Below are 16,701 nucleotides of genomic sequence, written 5' to 3' on the forward strand. Positions count from 1 at the left end.
GTCCAGGTAGCAGGCTGGCGGCTGGAACGACCGGCCGTCAGGCGCCGCGGATGGTGCTGAAGGGGTCGGGGTCGGCGGGGGGTTCTTCCATGAGGTGGCGGAGGCGGGTGTTGATGGTGCGGAGTTGGGGGAGGTCGTTGGCGCGGACGGCGGTGTGGCCCTGGGTGATCAGGTCGTCGGCCAGGACCAGGTCGGTCATGGTGTGGCGGTCTGCGCAGAAGCGTTCGAAGATGATGACCTGAAGTTCGCCGGTGCGGTCGAGCAGGCGGCGCCACAGGCCCAGCAGTTCCGAGGTGCGCTGGCGGAGCAGGTCGGGGGCGCGGCTGTCGATGGCCTGGCGGATGGCGACCTCGTGCTGATCGAATTCACGGCGGTAGACCTCATCACCGGCCTCGTCCACGCGGGGGCGGACGTAGCCGAGCATTTCCTTCGCTCTGGCAACAAGACTCGGCCACATGAGTTCGTCTTCGGCCTCGTCGATGGCCGCGCGCAGATCGCGCAGGCGCTGCTCGGCGGCGACCGCGGCATCGGGATCGGTGGCCGCGGCGGCGACGAGCTGCTGCGTGTCGCTGGCGGTCTTCTCCTCTTCGAGACGTTCCAGCAGCAGCCCGGAGGTCGGGTTGCCGACCTTGGCGTGCTTCTGCCGGACCTCCTCCAGCCGCCGCAGCTCCTGCTCGGTGTGCCGGCGCAGATCGCCGGCATCCGGGAGGGTTTCGGTGTGCAGGTCGATGACGTTCTCGAATTCGGCATCGAGATACGGCAGGTACGCGCGGGCGACCATGATGCGTGAGGCGTCGATCTCCAGGGTCAGTTCGATCTCACTGCCCTCGGGCACACTGCGTTCGATCTGATCGGCGGTGATATCCAGGCAGCCGATGGTGCGATTGCGGTCGGCGCGCGCATGTTCGCCCTCCACCACGGGGATTCGAATGAATCCGGTCTTCGCGGCGCCGCGATGAATCGCCACCGAGGTGCGCAGGCGTTTGCGGGCGCGGGCAGGCAGCGGCGTATTGCGCTCGATCAGGCGCACGGTCGAATTGTCCGACAGCCCGACACTGATGGTGTGGATCAGCGGCGGCTGGGTCTCCACAGCGCCGACCGTGTAGTTCAGCGTGGCGGGCTCGAGCGCCCGCCGGTCCCCCGCATAATCGGTGAGCTCGAGCTCAAAAGTATTGGCGCGCCCGGTATCCGCCCACAGAGTGGTGCTGAACACCCCGTTCTCACCCACGGCCACCTTGCCACTGCGCCACGGCGGCCGCGCCTGGGCATTGACCGCCTCGATGGTGAGACCACTCGGCACATCACCGTTGGCAGCGGCGATCCGGCCGACGACCAGTGGCTCACGGTCGGGCCCGACGGGCTGGTATTCGAGCTGCACGGTGAAGCCGCCGGGCGCGGCAACCGGCGCCGACGTCTGCGGAATACGCTGCGTCCCAGCGAAGATCGCGGCACCACGCGCGACCACGGTCAGCGGATCCTGACTGAAGTCGAGCGGAATACGCAATCCGCGCCGCTCGTCGCCGAGGTGTTCACGCAGATACGGCGACAGCGTCGGGCCACCGACCAGGATCAGCTTGCTGATATCGCCCGGCCCGAGATGGGCCTCCTCCACAGCCTTTCGGCACAGGTTCACCGATCGGGTAATCAGCGGTTCGGTCAACCGCTCCACATCCGCACGCAGCATTTCGTAGTAGAACTCGACCCGGCGCCCGTCGCCATCATCCAGTTCGATCTCGATATCGGCCGAATTCGACCGCGACAGCTGGATTTTCGCCTTCTCGGCATTGAGCTTGAGCTTATTGACCACGGCCCGCCAGCGCGCCGACCCCCGGGCCAGATCGGTGAACCCGAACTCGTCGCGAACCGCCGGAATCAGCAGCTCCTCGACAATCCGCCAGTCGATCAGCTTGCCACCGAGGTAGTTGTCGCCGCGATGGTTGAGGACCGTGAATTCGCCGTCCCGCAGTTGGATGACAGCGGCATCGAAGGTGCCGCCGCCGAGGTCGTAGACCAGCCAGCGGGCGTCCTCGTCCGCGGACTGGAAGCCGTAGGCCAGCGCGGCGGCGGTCGGCTCCTGCAGCAGCGGCGAAAACCGTAGTCCCGCAGCCTCTGCGGCCGCACGTGTCGCATCGCAGGCACTCATATCGAAGGCGGCGGGCACCGTCACCACCGCGGCCTCGATATCCTCGCCCAGGCGCTGCCGCACATCGGCCCGCAGCGATTTGAGCACTTCCGCGGACAGCTGCACCGGACTCAACCCGCGCCCACTGGCCGCGAAGCTCACCGATTCGCGCGCCGTACCCATGCGCAGCTTGAACTCGGCGGCAGTATTGTCCGGATCGGATTCACTGCGCTCTTTCGCCGCGCGCCCCACCCGCAGCTGATCGCGGCGATCGATCCACACCGCCGACGGGGTGGTGTCGGAATCCTCATTGTTCTTGATCACATCGGCGTCGACGCCGCGCAATACGGCGACGGCACTGTTGGTGGTGCCCAGATCGATTCCGAAATCAACCGTCGATCGGCCCATTATTGATTGTCCTCCGAGATGTCGTGTGTCGTGCCGGTGTCCGGTGTGGCCACGATGATCTGACCCATCTGCACGATGTGGCCGTCGAGATACACCGTGGGCGTGATGGTTTCGACGACGGTCTCGCGAGCCACCGACTCCGAGGGTGCGAAGGCGACCACCTGCACCGATTGGCCGGGATCGAACGGTTCTCCGGTGTGTGACTGCACCTGCACACCCGCATCGGAGAGCGCATCGGCCATCGATTCCAATTGCCGCGTCACCGATCTCAGCAGTTTCGCCGGATCCTCCCCGGCAACCGGATAATCAGCGGCCAGCTTGCCCTGCAGCCGCCACACCCCCGTCGCCAATTCCACCAGTACCGGCCGGAAATCCTTGCCGTCCATGAACATCTCCCACTGTCGGGCGACGGCTACGCCGGCCGCTCGCCTTTTTTCCACCCCTGCTCGATCAGGTCCGTAATGTGCGGGAACCGCATGGTGTGTTCCCGCACCCCTTTGTCCATCGAACCCAGCATGATCGACGAAATCACGGCGACCACCAGGGCGATACCGCCGACGATCAACACCGGGTGCGCACCGAGACCGATGAGCAGCCCGAAGAACGCCACCAGCCACGAGAGTGCGCATATCGCGCCGGTGGTCGTCCGCTGCTGCTCCGCGGGGCGGTGCTCCTCCTTGCAGACAGCGCACCGGGGCACATCGATATGCAGCGCCCGCCACTTCTTGCCGTTGACGGTGTGCTGCACATCGCGATGCAGGCCGACCCGGATATGACCGTCGGCCGCCTTCGGCCTGGTCTTGCAATACCAGCAGTTGTTCTCCAATTGGGCAGCCGCAGTGCGCTGCTGCCGAATTCGGCCGAGTGCGGCGTACTGCTCCTGCACGAACTCGGTCGCATCCCGGCCCCGCGGCAGCAGCCGGATCCGGGTCAGCAATTGCTCGGCGGTATCGAGATCACTCGACTTGTTGAAGTACGCCACCGTGCACGAGGTGGCGGTACGGGCGACCGCGTCCTGCCACTTCGCCGTCTGCTCACCGTCGGGACCGTGGACGGCGCGGACCCGGGCGAGCGGCAGCCGGGTCCGATCGAGCAGGTCGCGCGCGGTCTGCGCACCGGAACCCTCGTTCACCTCGAGGGCGCGGCGCGCGATGCTGATCAACTCCGCAATGCGGGACATCGCGGTGCTGCCCCATTCGGCAGCCATCCGCGACCGGGTCGCCGTCGTGGTCGCCACCGGGCCGAGCCGCTCGAGCAGGGCTTCGCTCGCCGCGGCGTCCTTGGTCTCGTTGAAATACTTGATATCGCAGGAGATCGCGGTCTGCACCAGATCGTCGTGGGCGCCCGCGCCGACCGGATCGGGTGGTGGGCGCAGCCGGTCGATCACCTGCAGGGGAACGCGGGCGCGATCGAGCATGCGGTGCGCCGTGGCATTGGCTTCCCCCGGCCGCTTCACACCGGTATCGAACGCCTCATCGGTGATCGACTTCAGGCGGGCGGCCAGCTTCCGGACGGCGGCATCGCGGGCATCGCCGATCACCGCGGCGCCGAAAATGCTCGGATACCGGGCCGTCTGCGTGGCGAACTGATCGAGCACTTCGAGATGGACATCGGCGATCGCGGAGCTGTTGTCGTCCGCGGCACGCACGATCAGCTCGGTGTGGATGCGCAAGAGCGCGACCGGAACCGCCTGTCGTAGTTCGGCGAGCACCAGCTCACCCAGCCTGCGATCGTCGATGCGCGCGGCACGGGCGCGCAGGCGCTGCCACAGTGCGGCATCGCCGAGTGCGGCATCCCAGGCGGTCAGCGCATCCAGCCAGGTTTCGGGTGCCCGACCGCGCGATGTCTCCAGCGCCTGGACGTGCCGCAGGACCGCGAGATTGTGCGCCGCGATGCCGTCGCCGTCCGCCTGAGCCACCCAGATGCGTTCCGCGCCGACGCTATCGCCCTGGGCAAGCAAATCCATTGCGGGATCGGCGCCGTCGGCGGGCCAGAACCAGAACAGTTCCTGCACAAGACGATTCACCGGTTCGCGCAGGCGGTTGAGCGCGGATTTCACATCGGCCGGATCCGGCAGCGGCGTCACCGGCAATACTCCCGTACGCGCCAGCGGCGCACCGAGCCGTTCGGCCGCCTCGATCTCGGTGACACGATTGCGAAGTTTGCGTGAATCGGCGTCCGTGCGCAGCCCCGCAAGCCGGAAGGGGTTGCGCCCGTATGCCGCATCGTCCACGAAGGCCTCCAGCACCGCTGCCACGCCGACCGAGGTGGCCGAGGCGCCCGCCGGCGCCTCCGGGCTCACCGCGCGCGCGATGCGCTCCGGCAGTACGGTGCGCACGAGTTCGGGCCTGGGTTCCGCTGTGGCAGCGGCGGTTCCGGGTATGCGCGCGAGATTGCTGCGCGCATTCGGGTCCCCGGCCACGGCGGCGCGCTCATACCATTCGATGGCGGCGGGCAGATTGGGCGTCGCCAGCTTGCTCTGGAACAGCGTGCCGAGATTGTTCATCGCGCCGGCCTGCCCTGCGGCCGCGGCCTTTTCGTACCAGATGACCGCGCCGCCCAGATCGCCGTCGGCCTCGGCGAGCACCCCGAGCGCGAACGGCGCGTCCGCATGACCACTCGCGGCGGCCTTCTCGTACCAGGTGCGGGCGGTGGCGATATCGTGCGGCTCCAGGTTGTACCGGTGGAGCTGGCCGATGTTGTACATGGCTGCGGCACTGCCGTTTTCGGCGGCCTTCTCGTACCACTGCCGGGCGCCGCGATAGTCCGGCGGATTCACGCGTTCGGCGAGCATGTACGCGAGCTTGAACAGCGCATCGGTGTACCCGGCCGCCGCGGCCTGCTCGTACCAGCGCCGCGCTGCTGCGAAATCCGGCGGATCGACCGAGTAGTTGTAGATCTGGCCGAGGTTGTACATGGCTGTGTTACTGCCGTTTTCGGCGGCCTTGATGTACCACTCGAGCGAGGCGATCCGGTCGGGTGGTTCGACGAGCTCCGCGAGCAGAAAGCCGAGCCGGAAGTACGCATCGACATGACCTGCCGCGGCAGCTCTTTCGTACCATTCGCGCGCCGCCCGCACATCGCGCGGGCTCTTGTTCTCGGCCAGCCTGCCGAGATCGTTCATGGCACAGCGATGACCGCCCGCCGCCGCCCGCTCGTACCATTCCGACGCTTCGATCAGATCGGGCGGATCCGCCTTCTCCAAGGCATAACCGAGATCGTGCATGGCGGCGGCGTCCCCGGTCGCCGCCCGGTCGTGCAGCTCACTAGTCACCACAGCGCCCCCACTCTCCTCCCCAGGATCGCGGTGGCCACTGTGATGCAGTGATCGAAAACGCCCCGCCGACCCGTTCGCCGCACATGCTACCCATGGCCCCCGACAGGCGCGACCGATCCGATTCGTACGCAGCGAGCTTGTCACCCTTGATCTTTCAGATCGTGCCCTCCACGACCTCCCGGCTCTCGACGCTCGGCATGAGCACGGCCAGGACCGCATCGTCCCAGGAATTTATCTCGGGGCCCGCGAGGATCGCGTCCAGCAGCGGGGCGCTCGCCAGACTCCCGGGCCCGTAGTAGCCCCCGGCCCGGGCACTGGCCAGAACAGCGTGGATAACACTGGCGTACACCTGCGCCCGCGGTGCGTTGACCGGCCGCCCGGCCCGCTCGTACTCCCGCAGCCACCCGTCGACCGCCTCGATCACTTCACAAAGCACACGAACTTCGACCTCGCTCGTGCTGTCCATCTCGGAGCCGAACATCGTTGGAACCTCCCGTGATTCGGGCAAGTGCGGTGGAACCAGCACACCATTGGCACCCTTGCGAATTCAGCGAAAATGGGATCCCGGGGAGAATCCGCCCATTCACCCACGACCCGACCCACGTACGCGGTACAACGGAATCACTGACTGAACACGGTTGATTCGAGTCCGCAGACCGAAGGTAGAACCGATGACCAGCAATGACGATGACGACGGGGCGGCATCAACACTCCCCCGACGGCAACTCGGCCGCCTGCTACGCGAGGAACGGGAAAAGGACGGGCTGACGATCGAGGTGGCGGCCAAGCTCGCGGATCTGTCGAAATCGGCACTGCAGCGGCTGGAGGCCGGGCGCAATCAACGCATTCAGAAGCAGGATGTGCGGGCATTGTGCGAGGTCTACGGTGTGGATCCGGCGGACAGCACCCAGGCGATCGAACTCGCCGAACAGGCCAGATCGAAGAGCTGGTATCACGCCTTCGGCGGGTTGTTCAGCAATGAATTCAATATGTACATCGGACTCGAGGCCTCGGCGCGACACCTGGTCTTCTATCACGAACAGGTGCCCGGACTACTCCAAACCCGCGACTACGCAAGGGCTTTGATCGGCGCGTTCTACCGTGACGGCACATCCGAGGACATCGAACGCCGCGTCGAAGTGCGAATGCGGCGACAGCACATAGTCACCCGCAGATCCGGGCGGCTCGGCATCGAAGTGCTCCTGCACGAATCCGCGCTGCACCGAGTCATCGGCAACCGCAAAGTCATGGCGACCCAGCTACGCCACCTCGCCGAAATCGGCAAACTTCCCACCGTCTCCATCCGCATCCACCCCTACGACGCCGGCCTCACCTGGGGCATTCTGCACGGCCAATTCGTCCTCCTCGACTTCGGCATCGACAGTCGCGGCAAACCGGTCGAGCCGCCCATCGTCTATCTCGAGGGCGGACCCAGCAGCGACGTCTACCTCGAGAAGCCCGACGAAATCCAGCGCTACGATGAACTCGCCTCCGGCATTCGAGATTCGTGCCTGAGCGAGAACGACACTCGAGACCTACTGCGCCGGGTAGCGAAGGAGCACGAACGTGATTACTGACCTGCCCGGAGCGCACTGGTTCAAAAGCAGCCACAGCGAATCAGGCGGCCAGTGCGTCGAAGTGGCCTGGCTGGACGAGGGCAGGGTCGGCATCCGCGACTCGACGAACCCGACCGGCCCAGCCCTGACCTTCGCCTCCGGGGACTGGTCAGCGTTCCTGCCGTTCATCGTCGAAGTCGCCGAGAGCCGGTAGCCCCGCCGATCGGCACTCCTGAATCAAGAAATGCCCAGCCCAGATCACTGGGCCGGGCATCGGGTCTTGCGATCAGGCACTCGAGGATGCCACATCGAATCCTGCTGAGCGAGTGCATAATCCAGCAAACGGACGGAGCGCAGCTCTCCGAAGGACCGGCAGGTTGTGATCAGGTTTAGGGGGTGGGGCAGAGCAGGCCGCCCGACGGCGGGGGTACGGGGACGATACGTTCGGGGGCGGGGACCGGGTGTTCGGCACCACCGCCGGCGGGGGTGGATCCGTGGTTGGAACCGCCGGGACCGGCGGCGGGGGGCGGAGCTCCTACGTCACCGGAGCTCCATGCGGCAGAGGGGTTCAATGTGACCACGGCGGCACACGCGAACGCTGCGACAAGCCGGCCGATGAGCTGCTTTTGCGTCATGGGGTACGACCGTACAACCAGCTCAACACAATTCGAGGGAACCGACACCTGCACGGAATGTCACGAATGGATCAATTCGCTGTGGGAGCAATGAATTCCGTTGCGGTACAAGGCCGCAGACCGGCGGAACAAGCCCTTTTCACTCGAACACGCCGCTGACGTGGCAATGAAAGGTTTTCGGCAGTCTCCCGGCGTGTCGCACGGGAACTCGAACGTCCGTGAGGTTCAGTGAATGGCGATATCTTGACCGGGAAGGGAACGGCATGACGGCTGGACCTGGTTCGAGAACCGCCGCGCTCGTGGTACTGGCGATCGGCGCTTGCGCCGCGCTGACCTGCAGCGCGCCCGCGAGCACCGCCACCGGGGGATGCGGCACCGACCTCAGCGACGTCAAAGGCGAGTTCACCGCGCAAGAAGGCGCGTTCAATGTGCTGCAATTCGACGGCGCGGGCGGCATAACCTTCCGCAGCGATCGACACGGGAATGGCTCCGGCATCTACGCGATAATCCCCACGGGCGGATTCACCGCCGCCATGCGCATGTCGGACAATGGTTCCGCCGACGCCCGGGCGGCCACCGCAGCGGTGAAAAGCATGACATTCGCCTGCGCCGCCCCCGGTTCCCAAGTCACCGCATTCACCTCACTCGACCAGAACGCCCGGTCATTCGACTACGTCCGATCCTGACGCGATATCGGTGCGCCCGAAAACCACTCGGGGCCAGAATTCAGCGGCGGAAACCGCGTTCCATCAAGCGCTGCGCCGCACCGCGCCGCAGATCGCTCCACGCCTGCACAGGGCCCGTCCACCACGGGGAGATTTCCGGAGGACGTGAAACGACGGCATGGCACACCAGGTCCGCGGCTTCGTCCGCGGTGAGACCGGGGACGCCGGAGAAGTCGGTGGGTGCGCTCATCCGGGTGTGGACCAGGGGCATATAGATGGACGTCGTGGTGACATTGTCGACCGCGATCTCCGTGGCCACGGTGCGAAGCCAGATATCGAAGGCGGCCTTCGAGGCGCCGTACGCAGCCCAGCGCGGCGCCGGTGGCATGCGGATTCCCCAGGTCGAGATATTGACGATGTGCCCCTCCCGGCGTTCCCGCATGCTCGGGAGCAGAGCCAGCAGCAGGCGCACCGGGCCGAGATAATTGATATCGATGGTGCGCGTGAAATCGTGGAAGCGATCGTAGGATTCGTCGATCGGACGGCGAATCGACTTGCCCGCGTTATTGATCACCACATCGATGTGACCGTGCTCGGCGAGCAGATCGCGACCCAGCTCGTCGACGGCATCCATCTCGGTGAGATCAGCCTGATAGACATGCGCCGTCCCACCCTCCTCACGAATCTCGGCGGCCACCTGTTCGAGATCGTCGAGCGTGCGCGCGACCAGCAGTACGGTCGCGCCGCCCGCGGCCAGCTTCTTCGCCGAAGCCTTGCCGATACCGTGTGATGCCCCGGTCACCAGCACCACGCGGCCGGCGACCGCATCGCGCAGGGCCTTGTCGCGGGGTCGGGTGGTCGGATAGAAGAGCCTGGTCGCGACCCGTTCCGCGAGGGGACGGCCGTTCGAACCGGCCTGATCGTCGGGCTCCGGCGTCGAGTTCTCACCCACGCCTCGACTGTAACCGCCCGACCGGTCCATAACTGGGGTTGAGTGGAAATACCCAGGGCGCGAGGCACTTCCGATACCGGACGTCCGACTTCACGAGCGCGATTTTCGACCGCTGAGCACGGCGATCACCGCCATACCGGCCAGCAGCACTGCGCCGGCTGTGGTGGCCACATGCATGCCGTGCACGAAGGAGTCCCGGGCCGAATCGATCAGCGCGGTGTCGCCATCGGCATGGGTCAGGGTGTCCCCCAGCGTCGGCCCGAAGTCACCGCCGGACCGGAAGACCAGTGCCGCAAGCGAACCCAGCAGTGCCAGGCCCAGACCGTTGCCGAGTTCGAAACTGGTCTCGGAGATGCCCACCGCGGATCCGGCGCGCTCGGGCGGCACCGCAGCCACCGCCACCTCCGACACCAGCGTGAACGCCATACCGAAACCGGCACCGGCCACCACGGTTCCGGCCACATACCAGCCGATACCACCGTCCACGCCGACACCGAGCAGCATGAGATTGCCCAGCGCGGCCAGGCCCAGCGCCAGCACGAAGGCGGTCCGGATGCCCAGCCGGCGCCCGACCCGCGCACCGCTCACCGAGCAGACGAAGACCACCACGGCCATCGGAATACCCAGCAGCGCAGCGCCGAGCGCGTCGCGGCCGGTGACCGACTGCAGGTAGACGCTGGTCAGATAGCTCATACCGGCGAGGGCGAGCATGCCGATCGTGCTGGACCCGATGGCCACCGAGAACAAGCCGTTGCGGAACAGGCTCAGATCCAGGAGCGGTTCGGTGAGATGCCGCTGCCTGCGCACGAAGGCGATGAGCAGCAGGACACCGATGAGTCCGATGCCGACCACCGGAAGATCGAATCCCTCGGCCGCACAGTGCTTGATGGCGAAGACGATGGGCAGAATGCCGCCGATGGACAGGCCCACGCTCGGCAGATCCAGTGGCCCGCGACCCGCCGCGCGATGCTCGGGCAGCAGCAGCGGCCCGAAGACCAGCAGGACCACCAGCACCGGCGTATTGATCAGGAAGACCGAACCCCACGAGAAGTGGTGCAGCAGTACGCCGCCGATGATCGGGCCGACCGCCGAGCCGCCCGCGAAGAATGCGGTCCAGACGCCGATGGCGGTGGCGCGCGCCCGCACGTCGGGGAACATGGTGGAGATCAAGGCAAGACTGGAGGGCAGCAGCGTCGCACCGCCGACACCCATGAGCGCCCGCGCCGCGATCAGCACCGAGGCGCTCGGCGCGAACGCCGCGAGCACCGAGGCCAGTCCGAAGACGGTCGCACCGATGAGCAGAATATTGCGCCGGCCGATCCGGTCGCCCAGATTGCCCATGGTGATGAGCAGACCGGCGATCATGAAGCCGTAGATATCGAGAATCCAGAGCTGCTGAGTCGCGGACGGATCCAGCGCCTCGGTCAGCGTGGGCATGGCCAGGTACAGCACCGACATGTCCATGGACACCAGCAGTACCGGCAGCAGCAGTACCGCCAGTCCGAACCAGGCGCGGCGCGAAGTCGTCGCGTCAGGGCGCGCGAGAGTGCGGGTCATCACCTATCCTCAGCTGATTTCGATTCGAATGAAGTCTTTGCAGAACGTGTGCGCGTACGTCGTACGCACGGTCAGAGTACAGTGTACGCATACCGGTGCGTGAAAGGAAATAATTCGTCCGATGACCGAGGCCAAGCTCACCCGGGCCGCCATCGTCGACGCCGCCATCACCCTGGCCGACGAGTCCGGAATCGATGCCCTGTCCATGCGCCGCATTGCCGACAGCATGGGCGCGGGAGCCATGTCGCTCTACCGCCACGTCCCCAATAAAGACGCACTGCTGGCCGCCATGACCGACGAGGTGTCCCGCCGCAACCCCTACCCCTCGGCCGAGGGACAGGACTGGACCTGGCGAGATCGCGTGCGCATCGCCGCCGAGGTGGATTGGCGGCTGTACCGCGAACACCCCTGGGTCCTGTTCACCTTCGCGGTCCCGCGCTACAACTTCGGCGAGAACAGCCTGCTCGTATTGAACTGGCTCGTCGAAGGATTCAACGAACTCGGCGTCAGCACCCGCGAAGCCACCCGCATGTCCCTGTCCGTCTGGAGCTATATCGCCGGGGTAGCACTGCAACACGTCAGCGCCCGCCTGCTCATAGGCCGTGACAGCGAACCCGAAGAATCCTCCGGCCTCACCGCCCTCCTCGAAGGCGAACCCCGCTGGCCCGCACCGCCCGCGCTCATCGAACTCCACGGCACCGGCGGCGACGACCTACTGGACCCCCAAGCCCTCCTCGACTCCGGCCTCAGCGCCCTCTGCGACGGCTTCGAATCCCGCGCCCGGCGGTAGCGCCACACCCCGAAACATCCAGCGCCGCAGCATCGAATGAACACCGATGGGCGACATTCGCCGCAAGTTTGCACACGCTGCAAGCGCGCACCGCCTGTGCGCCGATCGAACGCACGCAACCGCCCCCGCCATAGCTCAGTTCTCGATGATGCCGTCGAGGTAGACCCAGGCGCCGCCGTCGCGGCGGAAGCGGCTGTTTTCGTGGAGGTCGCCCGGGGTGCCGTGGGATCGGTAGTGGGCGCGGAATTCGACGGTGCCTTCGGTGTGGAACGGTCCGCCGCCGGTGGCCTCGAGGATTTCCAGTCGCTCCCAGAGCATTCCGGGATCGAAGTCGACATCGGCGGGGCGCGTGCCGGGGTCCCAGCTGCGCAGCAGATATGCCTCGTCGCGGACCGCGAAGGCGCTGAAACGCGAGCGCATCAGCTGTTCGGCGGTCTTCGCCTGCGCCTCACCGCGGTGCAGACGGCCGCAGCAATCCACATAGTTCGCGGGTAGCCCGCAGGGGCAGGCCGCGGGAATCGGCTGGGGTTTGCGATGCTTCGCCATGCGGTCCATTGTCCGCGCCCGATTCACGTATTCGACCGGCGGTACCGCGTGCTCAGTAGAAGCTGCGCCCGACCAGACCGCCCGATACCGACCAGACCTCGACGATTCGGCCGTTCTCGGCGCGCAGAATGTCGGTGCCGCTGAGCTCGGTGAGTGTGCCATCGCGACCGGTGAACTGCACACCGTAGGGCCGGGCTACCAATCCCGTTCGGGTGTCGTCCATGTCGACGACGCCGGGACCCTGCGGTGCGAATCGCACGCCGGGAAGCTGCGCGCGGAAGGTGTCGATCTGCGCGGCAAAGGCTTTCGCATCGTGAATATCGTCGTAGACGGTCGCGCCGGGCTGGGCGTAACGCAGGGTGAATTCCGGGGCCATGATCTCCTCGGCGGACAGCTCGCCGTTCCACAGATCGGTCCACCGGTCGTACAGCTCGATGCCGAAGTCGCGCATCCACACTCCTCAATAGTCTCTTTGATACGGTCTCGCAGCACTTAAGCTATAGTCTCAGCGATACGGTGTCAATGGGGCGAGCGAAGGAGCTGCGGTATGACGGAGGTCGGCCACCAGGACCACATAGTGCTGGGATTGATCGCCAGGCACGGGCCGCTCACCCCGTACGAGCTCAAGGCCCGGATCGAGGAGAGCGTCGAATACTTCTGGCCGATCCCGCATGCTCAGTTGTATCGCATCCCGCCGCGGCTGGCCGAGCAGGGATTGCTGCACGAGGAAGCCGAGACCGGCGGCCGGCGTCGGCGGGTCTTCCATCTGACCGACGCCGGCCGCGCCGAATTGACCCGCTGGCTGGCCGATCCCAGCGCACCGCCGCCCGAGACCCGGGATCCGGCGCAGGTGAAGCTCTTCTTCGCCGATCTCGGCGGTCCCGGAGACGTTGTCGCACTGGCACACAAGCAGGCCGCCGAACACCGCCGCTGGCTCGATCTCTACCGGAAACTACAGGCGGAGATCGATCCGGAGGACAGCGAACGGGCGGTATCGCGGGCGCGCATCCTGCGGCTGGGCATCGGCCACGAGCAGGCGTACGTCGACTTCTGGGAGGATCTCGCCGCGCATCCCGACGGCGGGCCGGGCGCGCGGGAGTGATTACTCGCCGTCGGTCACGAGGGCATAGGCGAATCCGTCCCAGCCCTTACCGCCGACGGTCTGCAGCACGGTGGCTTCCAATCGCGGTTCGGCATCGAGCAATTCGATGACCTCGCGGCTGGCTCGCACGGCCGCATCCGGCGAATCCGCATTCGCGATGCCGCCATTGCGGACCACATTGTCGACGATGATGACCGAACCCGGCTTGGTCAGCCGCAATGCCCACTGCACATAGTTCGCGTTATTGACCTTGTCGGCATCGATGAACACCAGGTCGAACGGCTCCGGGTGCTCCTCGACCAGCACCGGCAGACTGTCCAGCGCGGCGCCGACCCGGATCTCGACCCGGTCCCCCACCCCGGAGCGATCCAGATTCGCCCGCGCCACCTCGGCATGTTTGGGCTCGTACTCCAGGGTCAGCACCTGCCCCTGCTTGCCCACGGCCCGCGCCAGCCACGTGGTGCTGTACCCGCCGAGCGTGCCGATCTCGAGCACCCGCTGCGCCCGCGCGGACTTGGCGATCAAGTACAGGAACTTGCCCTGCGGCGGTGATACATCGATGGCGGGCAGCCCGGCGGCCGCATTCGCGGCGAAGGTCGCCGAATCCCCGTCTCCCACCAGGGTGTCCACCAGATAACGATCAACTTCGGCCCAGTCTGATGTCGTCATACCGGCCAGTCTGCCACCCGCGCAGCGCGGGTGGCCTCCCTTTAATTCGGTGTGATCGGGTGACTCAGAACAGGAAGTAGCGCTGCGCCATCGGCAGTTCCGTGGCCGGCTCCTCCGCCCACACCTCGCCGTCGATGCGCACGGTGAAGGTGTCGGGATCGACCTCGATGCGCGGCATGGCGTCATTGCGCGGCATATGCGCCTTGGTCCGCTTGCGAACATTGGCCACCGGCACCAGCTTCCGATTGACCCGGAGCCGATCGGCGAGTCCGTCCTCGATGGCCTGCTCGGACACGAAGTGCAACGAGGTCCCCGCCGCCACCGCGGGCGATGCGCCGAACATGGGTCGCGGCAGCACCGGCTGCGGAGTCGGAATGGAGGCGTTCGCGTCACCCATGGCGGCCCAGGCGATCATGCCGCCCTTGAGCACCGCGTGCGGGCGCACCCCGAAGAACGCCGGTTCCCACAGCACCAGATCGGCCAGCTTGCCGACCTCGACCGACCCGATCTCGTGATCGAGACCGTGGGCGACCGCCGGGCAGATGGTGTACTTCGCGATATACCGCTGCACCCGATTATTGTCCGCCGCACCGTCTCCCGGCAGCGCGCCGCGACGCCGCTTCATCACGTGCGCGGTCTGCCAGGTGCGCATGACCACCTCGCCGATGCGGCCCATGGCCTGGGAGTCGCTGCCGATCATGGAGATCGCGCCCATATCGTGCAGCAGATCCTCCGCCGCGATGGTGGAGGGCCGAATCCGGCTCTCCGCGAAGGCCAGATCCTCCGGAATGGACGGGCTCAGGTGATGGCACACCATGAGCATGTCCAGATGCTCGTCGAGGGTATTGACCGTATGCGGCCGCGTCGGATTGGTGGAGCTGGGCAGCACATTGAGATGCGCTGCGACAGTGATGATGTCGGGCGCGTGCCCGCCGCCCGCACCCTCGGTGTGATAGGAGTGGATGGCCCGGCCGCGAATGGCGGCCAGGGTGTCCTCGACGAATCCGGCCTCGTTCAAGGTGTCCGAGTGCAGTGCCACCTGCACACCCGAGGCATCCGCCACAGTGAGGCAGGCGTCGATGGCCGCCGGGGTGGTCCCCCAGTCCTCGTGCAGCTTGAAACCCGCTGCGCCGCTGCGCAATTGCTCCCACATGGCTTCCTGGCGCACGGTATTGCCCTTGCCCAGCAGCACAATGTTCATCGGCCATCCGTCGGTGGCCTCGAGCATGCGGCCCAGATGCCAGGCGCCCGGCGTGACAGTGGTGGCCTTGGAGCCCTCGGCCGGACCGGTGCCACCGCCGACGAGGGTGGTGATGCCGCCGCCCATCGCCTCTTCCAGCAGCTGCGGGCAGATGAAGTGCACGTGACAGTCGATGGCGCCCGCGGTGACGATGCGCCCGTTGCCCGCGATGATCTCCGTCGAGGGCCCGACCACCAGATCCGGATGCACCCCGGTCATGGTGTCGGGGTTACCGGCCTTGCCGATCGCGCAAATGCGCCCGTCCCGAATACCGATGTCGGCCTTGATGATTCCCCAGTGATCGACGATCACCGCACCGGTGATGACGGTATCGGGAGTCCCCTCGGCGCGGGTCGCCCGCGCCTGGCCCATGGATTCGCGCAGCACCTTGCCGCCGCCGAAGACCGCCTCGTCACCGGCGAGTCCCGGTCCGCCACTGCGGTCTTCGGTGATCTCGATGAGCAGATCGGTGTCCGCCAGGCGAATCCGATCGCCGGTGGTGGGGCCGAAGAGTTCGGCGTACCGGGCGCGGGAGAGTTCGGCCATCAGGCATCCAGCTTTCCGGGAGGAGTCAGGCTGATTCCGTGCACTTCACGATTGCCGCCCAGCGGGACCAGCGAAACCCGCTGGCCCAGACCGGGTTCGAAGCGCACCGCGGTGCCGGCCGGAATATCGAGGCGGCGGCCGTGCGCGGCGTCGCGATCGAAGTCCAGGGCCGAGTTCGACTGCGGGAAGTGCACATGGCTGCCGACCTGGACCGGGCGGTCGCCGGTATTCACGACGTCGAGTTCGATGCGTTCGGCTCCGGCATTGAGCTCGATCGTGCCCTCGGCACAGAGGTATTCACCAGGAATCACGGTGTATCAGCCGATCGGATTGTGGACGGTGACGAGCTTGGTGCCGTCCGGGAACGTGGCCTCGACCTGGACGTCGTGAATCATCTCCGGCACGCCGTCCATGACGTCGGCGCGCGTGAGCACGGTCCGCCCGGAGGCCATGAGCTCGGCGACGGTCCGGCCGTCGCGCGCTCCCTCGAGCACATGATCGACAATGAGCGCGATCGACTCGGGGTGATTCAGCTTGAGCCCGCGGCCCTGCCGTCGCCGAGCCAGCTCGGCCGCATAACTCAGGAGCAGGCGTTCCTGCTCGTGCGGCGACAGTCGCATTCGGGCTCCTCACCGA

The 16,701-nt window shown here is 66.5% G+C and carries 18 protein-coding genes; 5 read left to right on the forward strand and 13 right to left on the reverse strand.

The window, feature by feature from the left end:
- Window positions 1–37: 37 nt before the first annotated feature.
- From ABZX86_RS10270 to ABZX86_RS10285, 4 genes are all read right to left on the reverse strand, one after another.
- Window positions 38–2,530 carry an Hsp70 family protein gene (locus ABZX86_RS10270; protein ID WP_355122047.1) on the reverse strand — a complete coding sequence of 831 codons (2,493 nt, stop codon included), beginning with the start codon at window positions 2,528–2,530 and terminating at the stop codon, window positions 38–40.
- Window positions 2,530–2,916, reverse strand: a complete 387-nt coding sequence (locus ABZX86_RS10275; RefSeq protein WP_355122049.1) for a hypothetical protein — start codon at window positions 2,914–2,916, stop codon at window positions 2,530–2,532. The genes ABZX86_RS10270 and ABZX86_RS10275 overlap by 1 nt, the downstream gene beginning before the upstream one ends.
- A gap of 26 nt (window positions 2,917–2,942) precedes the next feature.
- The gene (locus tag ABZX86_RS10280) at window positions 2,943–5,807 is read right to left on the reverse strand and encodes a tetratricopeptide repeat protein (protein WP_355122051.1); all 2,865 of its coding nucleotides are present in this window, start codon (window positions 5,805–5,807) and stop codon (window positions 2,943–2,945) included.
- Between the two features lie 154 nt (window positions 5,808–5,961).
- Complete coding sequence (locus tag ABZX86_RS10285; protein WP_355122053.1) at window positions 5,962–6,288, reverse strand: hypothetical protein; 327 nt, start codon at window positions 6,286–6,288, stop codon at window positions 5,962–5,964.
- Window positions 6,289–6,478: 190 nt separating this feature from the next.
- Between ABZX86_RS10285 and ABZX86_RS10290 the strand changes: the two genes are divergently transcribed.
- A complete protein-coding gene (locus ABZX86_RS10290) occupies window positions 6,479–7,384 on the forward strand; it encodes a helix-turn-helix transcriptional regulator (RefSeq protein WP_355122055.1) in 906 nt (301 codons plus the stop codon).
- Window positions 7,374–7,577 carry a DUF397 domain-containing protein gene (locus tag ABZX86_RS10295; RefSeq protein WP_355122056.1) on the forward strand — a complete coding sequence of 68 codons (204 nt, stop codon included), beginning with the start codon at window positions 7,374–7,376 and terminating at the stop codon, window positions 7,575–7,577. The genes ABZX86_RS10290 and ABZX86_RS10295 overlap by 11 nt, the downstream gene beginning before the upstream one ends.
- A 175-nt stretch (window positions 7,578–7,752) precedes the next feature.
- Here ABZX86_RS10295 and ABZX86_RS10300 read toward each other — a convergent pair whose 3' ends face one another.
- Window positions 7,753–7,998: a hypothetical protein gene (locus ABZX86_RS10300; RefSeq protein ID WP_355122058.1), complete on the reverse strand. Its 246-nt coding sequence runs from the start codon at window positions 7,996–7,998 to the stop codon at window positions 7,753–7,755.
- Window positions 7,999–8,261: 263 nt separating this feature from the next.
- Between ABZX86_RS10300 and ABZX86_RS10305 the strand changes: the two genes are divergently transcribed.
- The gene (locus ABZX86_RS10305) at window positions 8,262–8,684 is read left to right on the forward strand and encodes a hypothetical protein (RefSeq protein ID WP_355122060.1); all 423 of its coding nucleotides are present in this window, start codon (window positions 8,262–8,264) and stop codon (window positions 8,682–8,684) included.
- A gap of 40 nt (window positions 8,685–8,724) precedes the next feature.
- On the opposite strand, the gene ABZX86_RS10310 is transcribed toward ABZX86_RS10305, so the two are convergent.
- Entirely contained in the window at window positions 8,725–9,615 is an 891-nt protein-coding gene (locus ABZX86_RS10310) for an SDR family NAD(P)-dependent oxidoreductase (protein WP_355122062.1), read from the reverse strand.
- 90 nt (window positions 9,616–9,705) lie between these two features.
- The gene (locus ABZX86_RS10315) at window positions 9,706–11,172 is read right to left on the reverse strand and encodes an MFS transporter (RefSeq protein WP_355122064.1); all 1,467 of its coding nucleotides are present in this window, start codon (window positions 11,170–11,172) and stop codon (window positions 9,706–9,708) included.
- Window positions 11,173–11,293: 121 nt separating this feature from the next.
- Here ABZX86_RS10315 and ABZX86_RS10320 point away from each other — a divergent pair, with 121 nt between their 5' ends.
- On the forward strand, window positions 11,294–11,962 hold the full coding sequence (locus tag ABZX86_RS10320; protein ID WP_355122065.1) for a TetR family transcriptional regulator: 669 nt from the start codon (window positions 11,294–11,296) through the stop codon (window positions 11,960–11,962).
- A gap of 135 nt (window positions 11,963–12,097) precedes the next feature.
- On the opposite strand, the gene ABZX86_RS10325 is transcribed toward ABZX86_RS10320, so the two are convergent.
- Window positions 12,098–12,508, reverse strand: a complete 411-nt coding sequence (locus tag ABZX86_RS10325; protein ID WP_355122067.1) for a YchJ family metal-binding protein — start codon at window positions 12,506–12,508, stop codon at window positions 12,098–12,100.
- 52 nt (window positions 12,509–12,560) lie between these two features.
- Complete coding sequence (locus ABZX86_RS10330; protein WP_355122069.1) at window positions 12,561–12,959, reverse strand: nuclear transport factor 2 family protein; 399 nt, start codon at window positions 12,957–12,959, stop codon at window positions 12,561–12,563.
- A 96-nt stretch (window positions 12,960–13,055) separates the two neighbouring features.
- Between ABZX86_RS10330 and ABZX86_RS10335 the strand changes: the two genes are divergently transcribed.
- Window positions 13,056–13,610, forward strand: a complete 555-nt coding sequence (locus ABZX86_RS10335) for a PadR family transcriptional regulator (protein ID WP_355122071.1) — start codon at window positions 13,056–13,058, stop codon at window positions 13,608–13,610.
- Here the strand turns inward: ABZX86_RS10335 and ABZX86_RS10340 are convergent, their stop codons facing one another.
- The 4 genes from ABZX86_RS10340 to ABZX86_RS10355 all read right to left on the reverse strand — a co-directional run bounded on the left by ABZX86_RS10340 (window position 13,611) and on the right by ABZX86_RS10355 (window position 16,685).
- Window positions 13,611–14,279, reverse strand: coding sequence for an O-methyltransferase (locus tag ABZX86_RS10340; protein ID WP_355122073.1), 669 nt, complete (start codon window positions 14,277–14,279; stop codon window positions 13,611–13,613).
- Window positions 14,280–14,343: 64 nt separating this feature from the next.
- Window positions 14,344–16,065, reverse strand: coding sequence for an urease subunit alpha (locus ABZX86_RS10345; RefSeq protein WP_355122075.1), 1,722 nt, complete (start codon window positions 16,063–16,065; stop codon window positions 14,344–14,346).
- Window positions 16,065–16,376, reverse strand: a complete 312-nt coding sequence (locus ABZX86_RS10350) for an urease subunit beta (RefSeq protein ID WP_355122077.1) — start codon at window positions 16,374–16,376, stop codon at window positions 16,065–16,067. Before ABZX86_RS10350 ends, ABZX86_RS10345 begins: the two co-directional genes overlap by 1 nt.
- 6 nt (window positions 16,377–16,382) lie before the next feature.
- The gene (locus ABZX86_RS10355) at window positions 16,383–16,685 is read right to left on the reverse strand and encodes an urease subunit gamma (RefSeq protein ID WP_355122079.1); all 303 of its coding nucleotides are present in this window, start codon (window positions 16,683–16,685) and stop codon (window positions 16,383–16,385) included.
- Window positions 16,686–16,701: the final 16 nt, after the last annotated feature.

This window comes from Nocardia sp. NPDC006630 (genome assembly GCF_040611495.1).
Classification (GTDB): domain Bacteria; phylum Actinomycetota; class Actinomycetes; order Mycobacteriales; family Mycobacteriaceae; genus Nocardia.

Bases quoted from the DNA above. Each gene is read 5' to 3' on its own strand.
- ABZX86_RS10300 (WP_355122058.1), bottom strand. From the start codon at position 7,998: ATGACGCAAAAGCAGCTCATCGGCCGGCTTGTCGCAGCGTTCGCGTGT.
- ABZX86_RS10290 (WP_355122055.1), top strand. From the start codon at position 6,479: ATGACCAGCAATGACGATGACGACGGGGCGGCATCAACACTCCCCCGA.
- ABZX86_RS10325 (WP_355122067.1), bottom strand. From the start codon at position 12,508: ATGGCGAAGCATCGCAAACCCCAGCCGATTCCCGCGGCCTGCCCCTGC.
- ABZX86_RS10345 (WP_355122075.1), bottom strand. From the start codon at position 16,065: ATGGCCGAACTCTCCCGCGCCCGGTACGCCGAACTCTTCGGCCCCACC.
- ABZX86_RS10355 (WP_355122079.1), bottom strand. From the start codon at position 16,685: ATGCGACTGTCGCCGCACGAGCAGGAACGCCTGCTCCTGAGTTATGCG.
- ABZX86_RS10315 (WP_355122064.1), bottom strand. From the start codon at position 11,172: ATGACCCGCACTCTCGCGCGCCCTGACGCGACGACTTCGCGCCGCGCC.
- ABZX86_RS10335 (WP_355122071.1), top strand. From the start codon at position 13,056: ATGACGGAGGTCGGCCACCAGGACCACATAGTGCTGGGATTGATCGCC.
- ABZX86_RS10340 (WP_355122073.1), bottom strand. From the start codon at position 14,279: ATGACGACATCAGACTGGGCCGAAGTTGATCGTTATCTGGTGGACACC.
- ABZX86_RS10320 (WP_355122065.1), top strand. From the start codon at position 11,294: ATGACCGAGGCCAAGCTCACCCGGGCCGCCATCGTCGACGCCGCCATC.
- ABZX86_RS10330 (WP_355122069.1), bottom strand. From the start codon at position 12,959: ATGCGCGACTTCGGCATCGAGCTGTACGACCGGTGGACCGATCTGTGG.
- ABZX86_RS10275 (WP_355122049.1), bottom strand. From the start codon at position 2,916: ATGGACGGCAAGGATTTCCGGCCGGTACTGGTGGAATTGGCGACGGGG.
- ABZX86_RS10270 (WP_355122047.1), bottom strand. From the start codon at position 2,530: ATGGGCCGATCGACGGTTGATTTCGGAATCGATCTGGGCACCACCAAC.
- ABZX86_RS10305 (WP_355122060.1), top strand. From the start codon at position 8,262: ATGACGGCTGGACCTGGTTCGAGAACCGCCGCGCTCGTGGTACTGGCG.
- ABZX86_RS10285 (WP_355122053.1), bottom strand. From the start codon at position 6,288: ATGTTCGGCTCCGAGATGGACAGCACGAGCGAGGTCGAAGTTCGTGTG.